The 15566-nt window shown below is 70.7% G+C and carries 15 protein-coding genes; 6 read left to right on the top strand and 9 right to left on the bottom strand.

The genetic code is table 11. The features are described from left to right. Window positions 1-369 precede the first annotated feature (369 nt). The gene (locus ACZ6CV_RS36735) at window positions 370-1011 is read right to left on the bottom strand and encodes a DNA-3-methyladenine glycosylase (protein WP_355818847.1); all 642 of its coding nucleotides are present in this window, start codon (window positions 1009-1011) and stop codon (window positions 370-372) included. Between the two features lie 161 nt (window positions 1012-1172). On the opposite strand from ACZ6CV_RS36735, the gene ACZ6CV_RS36740 reads away from it, so the two are divergent. The 3 genes from ACZ6CV_RS36740 to ACZ6CV_RS36750 all read left to right on the top strand — a co-directional run bounded on the left by ACZ6CV_RS36740 (window position 1173) and on the right by ACZ6CV_RS36750 (window position 3214). Then, complete coding sequence (locus ACZ6CV_RS36740; protein ID WP_355818844.1) at window positions 1173-1955, top strand: sporulation protein; 783 nt, start codon at window positions 1173-1175, stop codon at window positions 1953-1955. 48 nt (window positions 1956-2003) lie between these two features. Continuing rightward, window positions 2004-2543: a YbhB/YbcL family Raf kinase inhibitor-like protein gene (locus ACZ6CV_RS36745; RefSeq protein WP_469256206.1), complete on the top strand. Its 540-nt coding sequence runs from the start codon at window positions 2004-2006 to the stop codon at window positions 2541-2543. A gap of 164 nt (window positions 2544-2707) precedes the next feature. Next, complete coding sequence (locus ACZ6CV_RS36750) at window positions 2708-3214, top strand: HNH endonuclease (RefSeq protein ID WP_355818838.1); 507 nt, start codon at window positions 2708-2710, stop codon at window positions 3212-3214. Window positions 3215-3278: 64 nt separating this feature from the next. Here ACZ6CV_RS36750 and ACZ6CV_RS36755 read toward each other — a convergent pair whose 3' ends face one another. The 3 genes from ACZ6CV_RS36755 to ACZ6CV_RS36765 all read right to left on the bottom strand — a co-directional run bounded on the left by ACZ6CV_RS36755 (window position 3279) and on the right by ACZ6CV_RS36765 (window position 5588). Beyond that, a complete protein-coding gene (locus ACZ6CV_RS36755) occupies window positions 3279-4214 on the bottom strand; it encodes an SPFH domain-containing protein (protein WP_469256208.1) in 936 nt (311 codons plus the stop codon). 99 nt (window positions 4215-4313) lie between these two features. Further along, complete coding sequence (locus ACZ6CV_RS36760) at window positions 4314-4745, bottom strand: NfeD family protein (protein WP_362376685.1); 432 nt, start codon at window positions 4743-4745, stop codon at window positions 4314-4316. Window positions 4746-4790: 45 nt separating this feature from the next. Then, window positions 4791-5588, bottom strand: coding sequence for an ABC transporter ATP-binding protein (locus ACZ6CV_RS36765; protein ID WP_355818827.1), 798 nt, complete (start codon window positions 5586-5588; stop codon window positions 4791-4793). A 121-nt stretch (window positions 5589-5709) separates the two neighbouring features. On the opposite strand from ACZ6CV_RS36765, the gene ACZ6CV_RS36770 reads away from it, so the two are divergent. Then, window positions 5710-6495 (top strand): hypothetical protein, encoded by a 786-nt coding sequence (locus tag ACZ6CV_RS36770; RefSeq protein ID WP_469256211.1) that lies wholly within the window; start codon window positions 5710-5712, stop codon window positions 6493-6495. 77 nt (window positions 6496-6572) lie between these two features. On the opposite strand, the gene ACZ6CV_RS36775 is transcribed toward ACZ6CV_RS36770, so the two are convergent. From ACZ6CV_RS36775 to ACZ6CV_RS36790, 4 genes are all read right to left on the bottom strand, one after another. Then, on the bottom strand, window positions 6573-6821 hold the full coding sequence (locus ACZ6CV_RS36775) for a chaplin (protein ID WP_355818822.1): 249 nt from the start codon (window positions 6819-6821) through the stop codon (window positions 6573-6575). Window positions 6822-6991: 170 nt separating this feature from the next. Next, window positions 6992-7240, bottom strand: coding sequence for a chaplin (locus ACZ6CV_RS36780; protein WP_355818819.1), 249 nt, complete (start codon window positions 7238-7240; stop codon window positions 6992-6994). A 180-nt stretch (window positions 7241-7420) separates the two neighbouring features. Next, the gene (locus ACZ6CV_RS36785; protein WP_362376689.1) at window positions 7421-8083 is read right to left on the bottom strand and encodes a response regulator transcription factor; all 663 of its coding nucleotides are present in this window, start codon (window positions 8081-8083) and stop codon (window positions 7421-7423) included. Then, a complete protein-coding gene (locus ACZ6CV_RS36790) occupies window positions 8076-9221 on the bottom strand; it encodes a GAF domain-containing sensor histidine kinase (RefSeq protein WP_469256213.1) in 1146 nt (381 codons plus the stop codon). Before ACZ6CV_RS36790 ends, ACZ6CV_RS36785 begins: the two co-directional genes overlap by 8 nt. A gap of 476 nt (window positions 9222-9697) precedes the next feature. Between ACZ6CV_RS36790 and ACZ6CV_RS36795 the strand changes: the two genes are divergently transcribed. Beyond that, complete coding sequence (locus ACZ6CV_RS36795) at window positions 9698-10372, top strand: transglycosylase SLT domain-containing protein (protein WP_362376692.1); 675 nt, start codon at window positions 9698-9700, stop codon at window positions 10370-10372. 127 nt (window positions 10373-10499) lie between these two features. Here ACZ6CV_RS36795 and ACZ6CV_RS36800 read toward each other — a convergent pair whose 3' ends face one another. Further along, complete coding sequence (locus tag ACZ6CV_RS36800) at window positions 10500-13100, bottom strand: ABC transporter ATP-binding protein/permease (protein WP_469256216.1); 2601 nt, start codon at window positions 13098-13100, stop codon at window positions 10500-10502. A 341-nt stretch (window positions 13101-13441) separates the two neighbouring features. On the opposite strand from ACZ6CV_RS36800, the gene ACZ6CV_RS36805 reads away from it, so the two are divergent. Next, a complete protein-coding gene (locus ACZ6CV_RS36805; protein ID WP_469256218.1) occupies window positions 13442-15364 on the top strand; it encodes a streptophobe family protein in 1923 nt (640 codons plus the stop codon). Window positions 15365-15566 lie beyond the last annotated feature (202 nt).

Raw genomic sequence — 15566 nt, forward strand, 5'->3', positions numbered from 1 at the left:
TCTCAAGGAACGGACGCTTCCTTTGTACTCACCCGCAGAACATTCTCTGGGGCTTTCCTCCGGGCGCTTCCCTTCGGTATTTCGTGTTTCCAACCTTACCAGATCCGTTTTCCGTTCCGTTTCCGGTTCGGATTTCATTTCCGGTGGCCGTTGGAGGGCCTTTGCCTTTCGGCGTGTTCACTACGTTAGCGGATTCCCTCCGCAACTCATAATCGAGTTCCGCGAGTTCGAATTCAGGCATGCGGACACGCCGAATAAGCCCCCGCCGAGGGGAAGTCGTTAGGTAGTGGTTGGCCGCTTCCGGCTGCCGACAGATTGTCGTACCCGGCTCAACGGCTCGGACTACATTACGGATCCCCCCAGGGCGCGTCAAGTTCGTCGACGCCGGGGCGTATGGGCCCGATAAGGGCTCACCGTAGGGTCGTTGGCCGTCCAGAAGCGCCACGGGTGGACGCCGCCCTCACCCCCCACTCCGGTGCGCGGTCCGCTCATCACCTGGTCGGAGGGGGTGGCCGAGCCCGTCAGCACGGTGAACGGGGAGTCCGGGTCGCCGCAGACGTCGCTGCCGTCGAGCCGGCGGTCCACGTCGAGGGCGGTGGCGAGGCGGGCCGGGCCTTTGGCCAGTTCCCTGTCGTTGCGGGCCGAGAGTCGTCGGGTGCGGGCCAGGTCGGCGCCCACCGTGACCTCCCCCGCGCGCAGCAGCACCGCGCCGGCCTTGCCCTCGGGACCGCAGACCAGGTTCATGCAGTGCCACATGCCGTACGTGAAGTAGACGTACATGTGTCCGCCCGGTCCGAACATGACGCTGTTGCGTGCCGTGCGGCCGCGATACGCGTGGGAGCCGGGGTCCACCTCACCCGCGTACGCCTCGACCTCCGTCAGGCGGACCTCTATCGGCCCCTCCGCCGAGTCGCGCACGAGGATTCTGCCGAGCAGGTCCGGCGCGACCTCCAGTACAGGGCGGTCGAAGAAGTCACGGGTCAGGGGCGTACGGTCAGGGGCCACGATCATGCCGTACGAGCGTAGTACAGGTGGTCCGCAAACGCGGGTGGCCTTCGGGTCACCCGCTTCTGAGGGTGACGGGGCGGAACCGGGCGCGGTCCCCTCGCGTTTGTACCGATCGAAGATTCACGTCGAGACGAACCACAGGCGGCGGCCTGGGGAGGAGAGTCATGGGGTTCAAGAAGCTGCTCGCGAGCATGGGTGCCGGCGGTGCTTCGGTCGAGACCGTGCTGACCGAGGTGAACGTCGTCCCGGGCGGTGTGGTCCAGGGTGAGGTGCGCATCCAGGGCGGGTCGGTGGACCAGCAGATCGAGGGGCTCTCCGTCGGGCTGCAGGCCCGCGTGGAGGTCGAGGGGAACGACCAGGAGACCAAGCAGGACATCGAGTTCACCAAGGTGCGGCTCGGCGGCGCGTTCACGCTGCAGTCCGGCCAGGTGCACGCGGTGCCGTTCAGCCTGGAGATCCCCTGGGAGACGCCGGTCACGAGCATCGACGGGCAGCAGCTGCGCGGCATGAACATCGGCGTGACCACCGAGCTGGAGATCGCCCGCGCGGTGGACTCCAGCGACCTCGACCCGATCAACGTGCACCCGCTGCCGGCGCAGCAGGCCATCCTCGACGCCTTCATCCAGCTGGGCTTCCGCTTCAAGAGCGCGGACATGGAGCGTGGTCACATCCGCGGCACGCGGCAGAAGCTGCCGTTCTACCAGGAGATCGAGTTCTTCCCGCCGCAGCAGTACCGCGGGCTCAACCAGGTCGAGCTGAGCTTCGTCGCGGACGACCGCGAGATGGACGTCGTCCTGGAGATGGACAAGAAGCCGGGCCTGTTCAGCGAGGGCAGCGACTCCTTCCGCTCGTTCAAGGTGGGGCTGAACGACTTCCAGGGCACGGACTGGGCGGCGTACCTGAACGAGTGGCTGTCCCAGGTCGGCAGCAAGCGCAACTGGTTCTAGGCTCGGAGACGATCAGCGAGGACCCGCAATCAACCAGGAGGTGCCGACGTGACCGAGCTCAAGAGGCCGCCGCTTCCCCATGACTTCCACCCGTCCGTGCCGTCGTTCACGGTGGTGAGCGACGACTTCGAGCCGGGTGCGGTCCTGCAGGACGCGCAGGTCTACGCGGCCGGGAACACCTCGCCGCAGCTGCGGTGGGAGGGCTTTCCGCCGGAGACCAAGAGCTTCGCCGTGACGTGCTTCGACCCGGACGCCCCGACGGGCAGCGGGTTCTGGCACTGGACCGTCTTCGACATCCCGGTCTCGGTGACCGAGCTGCCGGGCGGTGCCGGGAGCGGCGCGTTCAAGGGGCTGCCCGAGGGCGCGGTGCAGGTGCGCAACGACTTCGGGACGAAGGACTTCGGCGGTGCGGCGCCGCCGCCCGGCGACCGTGCGCACCGCTATGTGTTCACGGTGTACGCGGTGGACCAGGAGAAGCTGGGCCCCGACTCGGACGCCGCTCCCGCGTTCGTCGGCTTCAACCTCCGGTTCCACACGCTCGCGCGTGCGCAGGTGATCGCCGAGTACGCCGCTCCCGCGGAGAGCTGAGCGGGATGTGAACTGACCGTTCACCGATTGTTTGCCCGCCTCTGGTCATGGAAGTGATCAGGGGCGGGCATTTTTTATTGCGTTGTCCATCTCGGCGTGCCCGGCCAGAGTTGATCCCAGCCCGCCAGGCGGTGGGCCGGTGCATACGGGAGGTGGGCAGGTTGATGCGGGACACGCTGGTGCTGAACGCGAGCTTCGAGCCGCTCTCGACGGTGTCGCTCAACCGGGCCGTCGTTCTGGTGCTCCAGGACAAGGCCGTGGTCGAGCACGCCCACCCCGGGCTCCGGGTGCGCGCCGCCGCGATCGACATTCCCGTACCGCGGGTGATCAGGCTCTGCAGATACGTCCGGGTGCCGTTCCGAAGACAGGCTCCGTGGTCGAGGCGGGGTGTGCTGGTCCGGGACCGGCACCGGTGCGCGTACTGCGGCCGGCGGGCGACGACCGTGGACCATGTGGTGCCGCGGTCGCAGGGCGGCGCGGACTCCTGGCTGAACACGGTGGCGTCGTGCGCCCTGGACAACCACCGCAAAGCGAACCGGACGCCGGACGAGGCGGGGATGCCGTTGCTGCGGCAGCCGTTCGAGCCGACGCCCGCGGACGCGATGCTCTTGGCGCTCGGGCGGGACGAGTTGGCCTCATTGCCCGAGTGGCTGGCGCAGCCCGCGGCCTGACATCTTTGGCCGCGGGCCGTTCCCGGCTGGTCGCGCAGTCCCCCCGCGCCCCTGATGGGGCTCGTCAGTCGATCGTCGGCTGTTCGCGGCGCTCCTTGCCCGACGGGGTGCCCGAACCGCCGCCCATGGGGCCGAAGTTGCCGAGCGCGCCGCCCAGGCCCTTGAGCGCGTCGCCGATCTCGCTGGGGACGATCCAGAGCTTGTTCGCGTCGCCCTCGGCGATCTTCGGCAGCATCTGGAGGTACTGGTAGGAGAGGAGCTTCTGGTCCGGGTCGCCCGCGTGGATGGACTCGAAGACCGTACGGATCGCCTGGGCCTCGCCCTCGGCGCGCAGGGCCGCGGCCTTGGCCTCACCCTCGGCGCGCAGGATCGCGGACTGCTTCTCGCCTTCGGCGCGGAGGATCTCCGACTGCCGGACACCTTCGGCCTGGAGGATCGCGGCGCGCTTGTCGCGGTCGGCGCGCATCTGCTTCTCCATCGAGTCCTGGATGGAGGTCGGCGGCTCGATCGCCTTGAGCTCCACGCGGTTGACGCGGATGCCCCACTTGCCGGTGGCCTCGTCGAGGACGCCGCGCAGGGCCGCGTTGATCTCCTCGCGGGAGGTCAGGGTCCTCTCCAGGTCCATGCCGCCGATGATGTTGCGCAGGGTGGTGACGGTGAGCTGCTCGATCGCCTGGATGTAGCTGGCCACTTCGTACGTCGCGGCGCGGGCGTCGGTCACCTGGTAGTAGATGACGGTGTCGATGTTCACCACGAGGTTGTCCTGGGTGATCACCGGTTGGGGCGGGAAGGGGACGACCTGCTCACGGAGGTCGATGCGATTGCGGATCGAGTCGATGAACGGGACGACGATGTTCAGGCCCGCGTTGAGCGTCCGTGTGTAGCGGCCGAAGCGCTCGACGATGGCCGCGCTGGCCTGTGGGATGACCTGGATCGTCTTGATCAGGGCGATGAAGACCAGCACCACCAGGATGATCAGGACGATGATGATGGGTTCCATCGTGGCTCCCCGTACCCTTCATGACTCGGAAGTTGTCCGCGGGATCTCAAAGATCTTGCTGATCGAGTCTGTCAGAACGTCGTACCGCTCGTGGGGCATTCACATGACGACGGCCGTCGCTCCGTCGATCTCGACGACGTCCACCGCCTGGCCCGCCTCGTAGGCCTGGTCGGTGTCGAGTGCGCGGGCCGACCAGATCTCGCCGGCGAGCTTGATGCGGCCGCCCCTGCCGTCGACGCGCTCCACGACGACGGCGGATCTGCCCTTCAACGCGTCGACGCCGGTGGCCAGTTCGGGGCGCTGGGTGCGGTGCCGGGCGGCGACCGGCCGTACGACTCCGATGAGGGCGACCGAGACCGCGGCGAAGACCACGACCTGCAGCACCGTGCCGCCGCCGAAGAAGCCGGCGGTCACGGAGGCCGCGACGGCGCCCACGGCCAGCATGCCGAACTCGGGCATCGCGGTCAGTACGAGCGGGATTCCGAGCGCGGCGGCGCCGATCAGCCACCACACCCATGCGTCGATGTCCACACCGCCATGGTAGGACTGCCGGTCCCCTGCGGGACAGGGCGCCGATCAGCTGAGCGGAAGGCCCGTCGCGGTCCAGCGGTCGTTGCGCTGCTCGACGACGAGCGGGAGGCCGAAGCAGAGGGAGAGGTTGCGGGAGGTCAGCTCCAGCTCCAGCGGGCCCGCGGCGAGGACCTTGCCCTGGCGGATCATGAGGACGTGCGTGAAGCCGGGCGCGATCTCCTCGACATGGTGCGTGACCATGATCATCGAGGGGGCGATCGGGTCGCGGGCGAGGCGGCCGAGGCGGCGGACGAGGTCCTCGCGGCCGCCGAGGTCGAGACCGGCGGCCGGCTCGTCCAGGAGGAGCAGCTCGGGGTCGGTCATCAGGGCGCGGGCGATCAGGGTGCGCTTGCGCTCGCCCTCGGAGAGGGTGCCGAACCTGCGGTCCAGGTAGTCGCTCATGCCGAGGCGGTCGAGGAAGGCGCGGGCGCGCTGCTCGTCGACGTCCTCGTAGTCCTCGTGCCAGCCGGCGGTCATGCCGTACGCCGCGGTGAGGACGGTCTGCAGGACGGTCTGGCGCTTGGGGAGCTTCTCGGCCATCGCGATGCCGGCGACGCCGATGCGGGGGCGGAGTTCGAAGACGTCGGTGCCGGGCCTGCCGAGGGTCTCGCCGAGGATGGTGGCGGCGCCGGTGCTCGGGAAGAGGTAGCTGGAGGCGAGGTTGAGGAGGGTGGTCTTGCCCGCGCCGTTCGGGCCGAGGATGACCCAGCGCTCGCCCTCCTTCACCGACCAGGAGACCTGGTCCACCAGAGCCCGGCCCTCGCGGACCACAGATACGTCCTCAAGCTCCAGTACATCGCTCATGAGCGCGCTGTCTCCCATTGCAGTCTCGGTCGTCGCTCGCGTCGGTGGACGCGGCCCCCGGATAAAACCTACGCCACCGGTCGGGCGTTCCTGTCGCGAGGCCGGTCCTTAGGCTGTGTGCATGCTCTCGGAACCACGCTCAGGACGTCTGGCCGCATGGGGAAACGCCCTTTTGGCCGGACTTGTTTCCCCGGATGACGCGGTGCTCGCGATGGTCGGCGAGGACGCGGTGCACCGGGTCGAAGGACTCCCCGGTGAGTCGGGCCCTGTGGGGCTCACGCTCGCCATGGGGCGGCTGCGCTCGCTGGGGGTGACCGGTCTGCGGGTGGCGCTGCCCGCACCGGGGCATCCGCTCGGCCTGAGCGGCCCGCCGGAGTTCAACGCCCGCGCCCTGGAGGCGGAGGAGGCCGTCGTCGGGTTCGGCGCGCCGTACGGGCTCGTGCCCGAGGTGTACGAGGCGGGCCCGGACGGCGACGTCCACGTGGAGGTCGTCTGGCACTGTCTGCCGGTGCGGGAGGCGCCGCCCGCCGATGTGCCCTCGCTGGGCGAGTCCGAGCGGGAGCTCGCGGAGGCGCTGCGGGAGGCGACGGAGGTCCTGTCCCGGCTGGATGTGGCGGGGTCGGGTCCGGTCGCGGAGGCGGCGCTCGACGCGTACCGGGCGCGGGCGGAGCGGGGGCGCGAGGTGCTCGCGCCGGGCTATCCGCCGCGTGCGGTACGGGTGTTGGAGCTGGCGCAGCGGGTCGGGCTGCTGATCTCCCTCGCGTACGAGAACGGGCACGGCGGGGCGGTGAGCGCCTCGGAGATGGCAGCGCGGGTCGAAGCCCTGCGCCCCGTGGAGCGGACCGCGCGTCGGGCGCAGGTGGCCGCGTTCAACGCGTATGTGGAGGAGCGCGAGCGCGGGCGCTGAGCGCGGGCCGGGGCCGGGGCGGGGTGGCCGGCGGGGCCGGGCCCCGCGGGACAGGGGTCCGCGGGGCCCGGGGTGGGTCAGTGGTTCACGGTGGCGTTACCGAAGGCCGGGTTCAGCAGGCCGATGACGTTCACGCTGTTGCCGGTGATGTTGACCGGGACGTGCACCGGCACCTGGACGAGGTTGCCGGAGCCGACGCCGGGCGACTTGGTGGCCGCGCCGTTGGCCTGGGCGTCGGAGGTGGCGGACGCGACGCCGGCGGAGGCGCCCGCGGCGAGTCCGGCGGCGACGACGGCCACGGCGGCCTTCTTGGCGATGCTGTTCATGGGAGTGCTCCTCCTGCAGACAGGGCGACCCGGGTAACGGGTCGGAAGAGTGCGCGGCGCGCTGGGATGCGGTGAACGCGGGCCGGCCCTGCCGTGGACGTGGCGCGGGGCCGGCCGCGGAACCGGTCGCGTGCGTCGTGCGGACGCGGCCGGTGGATCGCGGGGTGCGATCAGACGTTCGCGCAGACGTTCCCGAAGGCCGGGTTCAGGGCGCCGATGACGGTGACGGTGTTGCCGCAGGCGTTCACCGGGATGTGGACCGGGGCCTGGATCAGGTTGCCGGCGACGACACCGGGCGAGTGCGTGGCGGCACCGTCGGCGTGCGCGCCGCCGTGGGTGGCGGAGGCCATGCCGGCACCGGCCGCGACCAGTCCACCGGCGACCATCGTGACGGCGGCTGCCTTCTTCAGGTTCTTCACTTCTGTCTTCCTCCTGAGCAGCTGCGGTCGATCGCCGCAGCACGCACTGGAGAACGCCCCGGCGTCGCGATGGATACGCCAAGTGGGGGACAATTACACGACGGTATGAATCTCAGTCCGGATGAACGACGGCCGGAGGAGAAGGGTCCGCCGGAGGAGAAGGGGCCGCCGACGGCCGGATCAGCCGGCCACTCCATGGCGTACGGCCCAGAGCGCGGCCTGGGTGCGGTCGGCGAGGTCCAGCTTCATCAGGATGTTCGACACGTGGGTCTTGACCGTCTTCTCGGAGAGGACGAGGGCGCGGGCGATCTCGCGGTTGGAGCGGCCGTCGGCGATGAGGCCGAGGACCTCGCGCTCGCGCTCGGTGAGCGAGCCGCCGCGGCCCTGGCCCGCGCCCGCCTCCTCCTGGGACAGCAGGGCGCCCGCCACCTCCGGCTGGAGCAGGACGTGGCCCGCGTGCACGGAGCGGATGGCGCCGGCGAGGGCGTCGGGGTCGACGTCCTTGTAGACGTATCCCGCGGCGCCGGCGCGCAGGGCCGGGACGACCGTGCGCTGCTCGGTGAAGCTGGTGACGATGAGGACGCGCGCGGGGTTGGCCAGCTCGCGGAGCTTGCGCAGCGCCTCGACGCCGTCCATGCCGGGCATCTTGACGTCCATCAGGACGACGTCCGGCTTCAACTCCTCGGCCCTGGCGACGCCTTCGGCGCCGTCCGACGCCTCGCCGACGACGTCGATGTCCTCCTGGATCTCCAGGAACGTACGCAATCCCCGGCGGACCACCTGGTGGTCGTCGACCAGCAGCACACGGATCCCTGTCCGCGCGTTGAGCACAGCGTCAGCCACCGGGAACCTCCATCTCGATCGTGGTGCCCTTGCCGGGCTCCGATTCCACGGTCAGCCGTCCGCCGACCCCGCTCGCGCGATCCCGCATGGAGACCAGGCCCAGATGCCGTCCCGCGCTCCGTACGCCCTTCGGGTCGAAGCCGCTGCCGTCGTCGGTGACGCGGAGCGCGGCTCCGGCGCCGCGCTTGTCCAGCGTGACGGCGACGTGCTCCGCGCCGGAGTGGCGCAGGGCGTTGTGCAGGGCCTCCTGGGCGACCCGCAGCATGGCCTCCTCCTGCGAGGCCGGCAGCGCCCGCACGCCGTTGCTCTCGAAGGTGACCTGTGCGGAGTGCGCCCGGTGCAGCACCTGGATGTGGGTGCGCAACGTGGCCACCAGGCCGTCCTCGTCGAGGGCCGCGGGGCGCAACTCCACGACGGCGGCGCGCAGTTCGTCCGCCGCCTCGGCGGCGAGCACCGCCACCTGCTGCAGCTCGCCCTTGGCCCGGGACGGGTCGCGATCCACCAAGGCGGTGGCGGCCTGTGCCGTCAGGCGCAGCGAGAAGAGCTTCTGGCTGACGGCGTCGTGCAGTTCGTGGGCGAGGCGCGAGCGCTCCTCGGCGATGGTCAGCTCGCGACTGCGCTCGTACAGGCGGGCGTTGGTGAGGGCGATGGCGGCGTGCTGGGCGAGGATGGAGAGGAGGTCCGCGTCGTCCTCGGTGAAGCCGCAACCGCCTTGTGGCTTGGGGCAGTTCTTGTTGGCGAGGAAGAGCGCGCCGAGCGTCTCGCCGTCGGAGTGGATGGGCACGCCGAGGAAGTCCGACATCTCCGGGTGGGCGGCGGGCCAGCCGCCGAAGCGGGGGTCCTCCCGCACGTCACCGAGGCGGACGGTCTCGCCCTTCTGCAGCATCGAGGCGAGGATGCCGTGCTGCCGGGGCAGCGGGCCGATGGCCTTCCACTGGTCCTCGCTGACGCCGTCGACGACGAACTGGGCGAAGCCCCCGTGGTCGTCGGGGACCCCGAGCGCGGCGTACTCGGCGTCGAGCAGCTCGCGGGCGGAGGCGACGATCGTCTTGAGGACGTCGCGCACCTCCAGGTGCCTGCTCATGGCGAGGAGCGCGGAGCTCACCGCGGTCAGGCCGGATCGGGGTCCTTGACTCATGGTCACACCGTACCGGCGGGGTGTGACGGCACGTATCCGACCTGTGGAGGCCGCCGGCTAGGCCCCGAGGCCTAGGCCGATGGTCCCGGACCGCGGCCGCGCGCGGGGCGCGGAAGGCGGCGCGAGGGCGACACACCGAGTCGTCACGGAGAGCGTTGCTTCGGCAACTCACGGTGAGACTGTTACGGGACCGATGTGAGCCCGCGCATAGGACCCACGTCACGTACGAAGACCCCTAGTGGAGGAGGTTTTCCTTTATGTACGGGCTGTCCGACCCTGCTGGGGGCCTGCACCGCCCCCCTGATCCACTACCCGGCATCGTACGTCACAGCTTTGCCTCAGAATTTTGCGCCCGCTAAGAATTGCTCCCGTCGCTCGGCGCCGCGGAACTGACCACCGCGGCGTTTGTGCCGGAACGAAGAACCTGTCCCCTCCGGACCAGAGCGACCTCCGCTATTCGAAGAGGTCCCACTCGCATGTCCAAGCAGCACCTGTACGGGCTCAGTCACGCCCCCGTGAGCAAGGCCCAGAAGTTCTCGATCGCCGGTGTCGCCACGCTCGGCGCCGCTGCCCTCGCGTTCTCCCTCGTGCCGGGCAACTCCGAGGCCTCCACCCAGGCCACCACCGACGTCTCCCCCGTGGCGTTCGCCGCGTCGACCGACGCCCGGCAGGCGGTGCACGCCGGCGTCGCCAAGCAGCAGTCCAACGCGGACAAGCAGGCCAAGGACGCCAAGAAGGCGGCCGACGAGGCCGCCGCGAAGAAGAAGGCCGAGGACGAGCGCAAGGCCAAGGAGGCCGCCAGCCGCGCCGCCGCCCGCAAGCCCGTCTACAGCAACAACCTCGACGGCTGGATCCGCCAGTCCCTGGACATCATGAAGTCCAAGGGCATCCCCGGCTCCTACGAGGGCCTGCACCGCAACATCATCCGTGAGTCCGCGGGCAACCCGCAGGCCGTGAACGGCTGGGACATCAACGCCATCAACGGCACCCCGTCGATCGGTCTGCTCCAGGTCATCAAGCCGACGTTCGACGCCTACCACGTCGACGGCACGTCCACGAACATCTACGACCCGGTCGCCAACATCACGGCCGCGGCCAACTACGCCGCCGACCGCTACGGGTCGATGGACAACGTGAACAGCGCCTACTGAGCCTTGATCGCCTGATCAACGGGACCTCTTCAGCCGAAGCTGAGGCCCATGGACGCCGAAGGGCGGCACCCCGTGCGGGGTGCCGCCCTTGTCGTGTGCCCCGAGCGCCCTCAGGGGCCCGCGGCGCTTACTTGCGCATGACCTCCGGCTCGTGGCGGCGCAGCAGGCGCGCGACCGCGAAGCCGCAGATGACGCCGAGCACGATCAGGACCGTGATGTTGAGGCCCCACTGGCCGACCGAGTGCTCCCACAGCGGGTCGAGGTCGCCCGGCTTCTTCGGGTCCCACGGCGGCATGAGGTGCGCCAGGTCGAGCGTGGCGCCGGCGCCGGCGATGGCCCAGCGGGACGGCATCAGCCAGGCGAACTGCTCCAGGCCGGGCGAGCCGTAGATCTGGAAGAGGACGCCGGTGAAGACGACCTGGACGATCGCGAACATGACCAGCAGCGGCATGGTCTTCTCGGCGGTCTTCACCAGCGAGGAGATGACCAGGCCGAACATCATCGAGGTGAAGCCGAGGGCGATGATCGTCAGGCAGATCTCCACGGCCGGCGGCATGATCAGGCCCTCTGCGGGCAGCTCGCGCGGGGCGAAGCCGATGCCGCAGATGATGACGCCCTGGATGGCCGTGATGACGCCGAGGACGATGACCTTGGACATCAGGTACGCCGAGCGGGAGAGGCCGGTGGCCCGTTCCCGTTCGTAGATGACCCGTTCCTTGATCAGCTCACGTACGGAGTTGGCGGCGCCCGAGAAGCACATGCCGACCGCGAGGATCAGCATGATGGTGCCGGCGTCGCCGTTGAACTTGACCGGCGGCTTCGGTGGCGCGAGGCCGAAGTCGGCGGGGATCACGACGCTGACGATGCCGAGGACCGCGGGCAGGATCACCATCAGGCCCATGAAGCCCTTGTCGGAGGCGATCACCGAGGTGTAGCGGCGGATCAGGGTCCACAGCTGTGAGCCCCAGCCCTGCGGCTTCGGCGGCTTCACCGCCTGGGGCGGCGGCATCTGTACGGACTGCGCGGCGACGGCGTCGATGTCCGCGGCGTACATCTGGTAGTGCTGCGAGCCCTTCCAGCGGCCCGCCCAGTCGTAGTCGCGGTAGTTCTCGAAGGCGGAGAAGACGTCGGCCCAGGTGCTGTAGCCGAAGAAGTTGAGGGCTTCCTCGGGCGGGCCGAAGTACGCCACCGAGCCGCCCGGCGCCATCACCAGGAGCTTGTCGCAGATCGCCAGCTCGGCGACCGAGTGCGTGACGACGAGGACCGTACGGCCGTCGTCGGCGAGGCCGCGCAGCAGCTGCATGACGTCGCGGTCCATGCCCGGGTCGAGGCCGGAGGTCGGCTCGTCCAGGAAGATCAGCGAGGGCTTGGTGAGCAGCTCCAGGGCGACCGACACGCGCTTGCGCTGGCCACCGGAGAGGGAGGTGACCTTCTTCTCCTTGTGGATGTCCAGCTTGAGCTCGCGCAGCACCTCGTCGATGCGGGACTCGCGCTCGGCCTCGGTGGTGTCCGCGGGGAAGCGCAGCTTGGCCGCGTACTTGAGGGCCTTCTTGACGGTCAGCTCCTTGTGCAGGATGTCGTCCTGCGGGACCAGACCGATGCGCTGACGCAGCTCGGCGAACTGCTTGTACAGGTTGCGGTTGTCGTAGAGCACGTCGCCCTGGTTGGCGGGCCGGTAGCCGGTGAGCGCCTTGAGCAGGGTGGACTTGCCGGAACCCGAGGGTCCGATGACCGCGATGAGCGACTTCTCGGGGACGCCGAAGGAGACGTCCTTGAGGATCTGCTTGCCGCCGTCGACGGTGACCGTGAGGTGGCGAGCCGAGAAGGAGACGTCACCGGTGTCGACGAACTCCTCGAGCTGTCCGCCGACGAGGCGGAAGGTCGAGTGGCCGACACCGACGATGTCGTTCGGGCCGATCAGGACCGTGGAGGACTTCGCGATCGGCTGGCCGTTGACGTACGTGCCGTTGTGCGAGCCGAGGTCGTGGAGCTCGAAGCGGCCGTCCGGCGTCGCCGTGAACTCGGCGTGGTGGCGCGAGACCTGCAGGTCGGAGACGACGAGCTCGTTCTCCAGGGCGCGGCCGATGCGCATCTTGCGGCCGAGTGCCAGCTGGTGGAACGTGGTCGGGCTGCGGTCACCGTAGACCGGCGGGGCCCCCGCGACGCCGCCGGAACCCGGTGTCTTCTGTGCGTACTGCTCGGACGGACCGCCGCCCTGCTGCTGCGGCACGTGTGACTGGTGCTGCTGCTGGGGCTGGTGCTGGTGCTGCGGCGCCTGCTGGTGCGGTGCCTGGTGCTGTGGTGCCTGCTGTTGCGGCCAGCCCTGCTGCGGCGCCTGGTACGGGGCCTGGTGCTGGTACTGCTGCTGGTGCTGCTGGGGCGCGTGCTGCGGCGCGGCCTGCTGCTGCGCGTGCTGCGGTGCGGAGACGGCGGCGGCGCTGCCGGATACGTTCACCAGGGGGCCGTCGGTCGCGTTGCCGAGGTGGACGGCCGTGCCCGGGCCGATCTCCATCTGGTGGATGCGCTGCCCCTGCACGAAGGTGCCGTTGGTGCTGCCGTGGTCCTCAATGACCCAACTGCGCCCGCTCCAGCTGATCGACGCGTGCCGCCAGGAGACCCTGGCGTCGTCGAGCGAGATATCCCCCTGCGGATCACGTCCGAGGGTGTACGGCCTGGACGCGTCCAGCGTCCAGGTCCTGCCATTCAATTCCAGTACGAGTTCCGGCACTCCATGCCCCACGTGAGTTGTCCCCCGAGCTAGCCCCCATCGATGGGGAGTCTAGGGATGTCGAACATCGGGAGGAACTATTTCAGGCGGAGGGCTCTGACCGAAAGTCGGGCCTTGTGAAGACTGCGTACGGGCGTGACGGGTTGCCCCGTTGACGGGGCAGATATCACCCCGGAGAGTGGTAAGCACCCATCAGTGCATACGGATCATGCGCATCGGGCGCATTTCGCCCATCGCGCTCATGGCGCTCATCGTCCGTTTTAGGCGTATGAGTTGCGGGATACGCAGGGGACGTCTGCGCAGTGGCGATGGGGTGGCGCACTGTGGTTCGGGGGGTCCTCATGACGGCCGGCGAGCACAAACGTGAAGGTCGGGGCGTGCGGTGGGGCGATGTGCTGCTCTCCGCGGTCGCGGCGGTGAGTTGGGCGCTCGTCGGCATGGCGGGGACGGCCGCCCTCGGGCTGCATCTGCTCGGCGCCGACGCGGTGGGTTCGCTCGGGCCGATGACGGCGGCGACCGTCGCGCTGGGCGCGGGCGGCTCCGTCACGCCGTCCGGCGACGTCTCGGCGTTCGGCCTCGACGGCGTCGAGACCGCCACGACGATCGATATCGCGCCACTCGGCGTGGGCCTGGTGGGCGCGCTGCTCCTCGCGCACTTCTTCCTGCGCTCGCTGCGGGCGGCCGGGGCCGTGATCGAGCCGGCCGAACTCCTCGCCCGCGCCGGCGCGGTGATCGCCCTCTTCGTGGCGATGCTCGCGGGGCTCGCCTGGGCCGGTCACGACCTCATCACGATCGACGGTGAGCGGCTCGGCATCGACAAGGGGATCGAGAAGGGCGTCGACCGGCTGCCGGGCGGGATCGGGGACAAGCTGCCGGGCGGGCTCGGTGACATCGGCGGGCTCCTGCCCGACCGGCTCGGGGACCTGGCGAAGGCGAAGGCGTCCGTCGGTTTCACGGTGGACACCGCGCCGACGCTGCTGGGCGGGGCGGTGTGGGCGGCGGGGGTGCTGCTCGTCGCGCTGCTCGCGTCCCGTCGTACGCCGTTGCCGGCCGCCCTGGGGTGGCTGCACCGGGTGGTGCGGCCCGCGGTGTCCGCGCTGGTCGCGGCGGTGCTGCTGGCGGTCGCCGCGGGGCTCGCGGCGGCGGCGTACGCGATGGTCGGCGACGACCATCCCCAGCGGATCGCGGGCGCGGCCCTGCTCGGAGCGCCGAACGGGGTGTGGCTCGGCATTCCCGTGGGGCTCTTCGTGCCGTGGGACGGCCGGGCCACGGGGGCGCTCGCGCGGTTTCTGCCGGATCCGGTGGACGACCTCCTGACCGGCCCGTCCGACCGGGCGCTCACGCTCGGCAGGCTGGCCGAACTCGACGGCAGGGTCTGGCTGTTGGGCGTCGCCGCGGCGACGATGATGTTGTTCGCCGGGGTGCTGACGGCGGTGCGGACTCCCTGGGTACGGGATGGGGTGTCCGTCGTCGGATTCGCGGGCCGGTGCGGGGTGCGCCTCGGGGCGGCGACGGCGGCGGGGCTCCCCCTGATGGCATGGCTGACCGGGGTGTCCGCGGACGCGTCGCTCTCCGTACTGGGCTTCGACGCGTTCGGCGCGGGCATCGAACTGCACGGCCGCCTGGTGCCTGCGGCGCTGTTGGGGGCGGCGTGGGGGTTCGGGGCGGGGGTGACGGGGGCGCTGCTGGCGTGTGCCGCGGGGGCGGCGGGGACGGGCGCGGGGGCGGGCCCGGGGGCCTTGGCGGGGGTGGGGGTGCCCGGTGCGTCCGGGGTGCCGTCCGCGGGGGCGTCCGCGGGGGCGTGGGGCGGTGGGGTGGGGGCACCGGGAGGCGGGGCTTCTGAGGGTGGGGCTTCTGGGGGTGGGGCTTACGGGGGCGGGGCTTACGGTGCGGGCGCGGGGGCTTCTGGGGCCGGGGCTTCTGGTGAGCGGGCTTACGGTGCCGAGCCCGCCAGGCCCGGGTCTGCCGGTGCCGGGTCTGCTGGCCCCGGGTCAGCCGGTGCCGAGCCCGCTGGCCCCGGGTCTGCCAGTGCCGGGCCCCCCGGAGCCGGCCCGTACCGCCCAGGTACCCCGCACCGGCCGCCGAACCCTGACACGAACCCGTACCTGCGCCCCCCGAAGGACACCTCCGGGGCCCCGACGGTGGCGGGCCCGCTGGTACCTCCGCCCCCACCGAACCGCCGCCGAGCCCGCACGGGCGACTGGCCTCCGCCACCACCACCCCCACCTCCTCCCCCGGACAACCCACGCCGCCCCCGCACCTGAGCGACCCCAGCAGGCGAGAAGGGCACACCCAGCGAGGAACGAGCCGGGGAGCGGACCGGGGGCAAGCCGGGCGGCCGGACCAGGACCAAGGGGCACGGGCCGGGGGGACGGGCCGGGAGGGGGGCACGGGCCGGAGAGGGCCGGGAGGGGGGCACGGGCCGGAGAGGGCCGGGAGGGGGCACGGGCCGGGGAGGGCCGGGAC

This window comes from Streptomyces sp. NPDC041713, assembly GCF_055591085.1.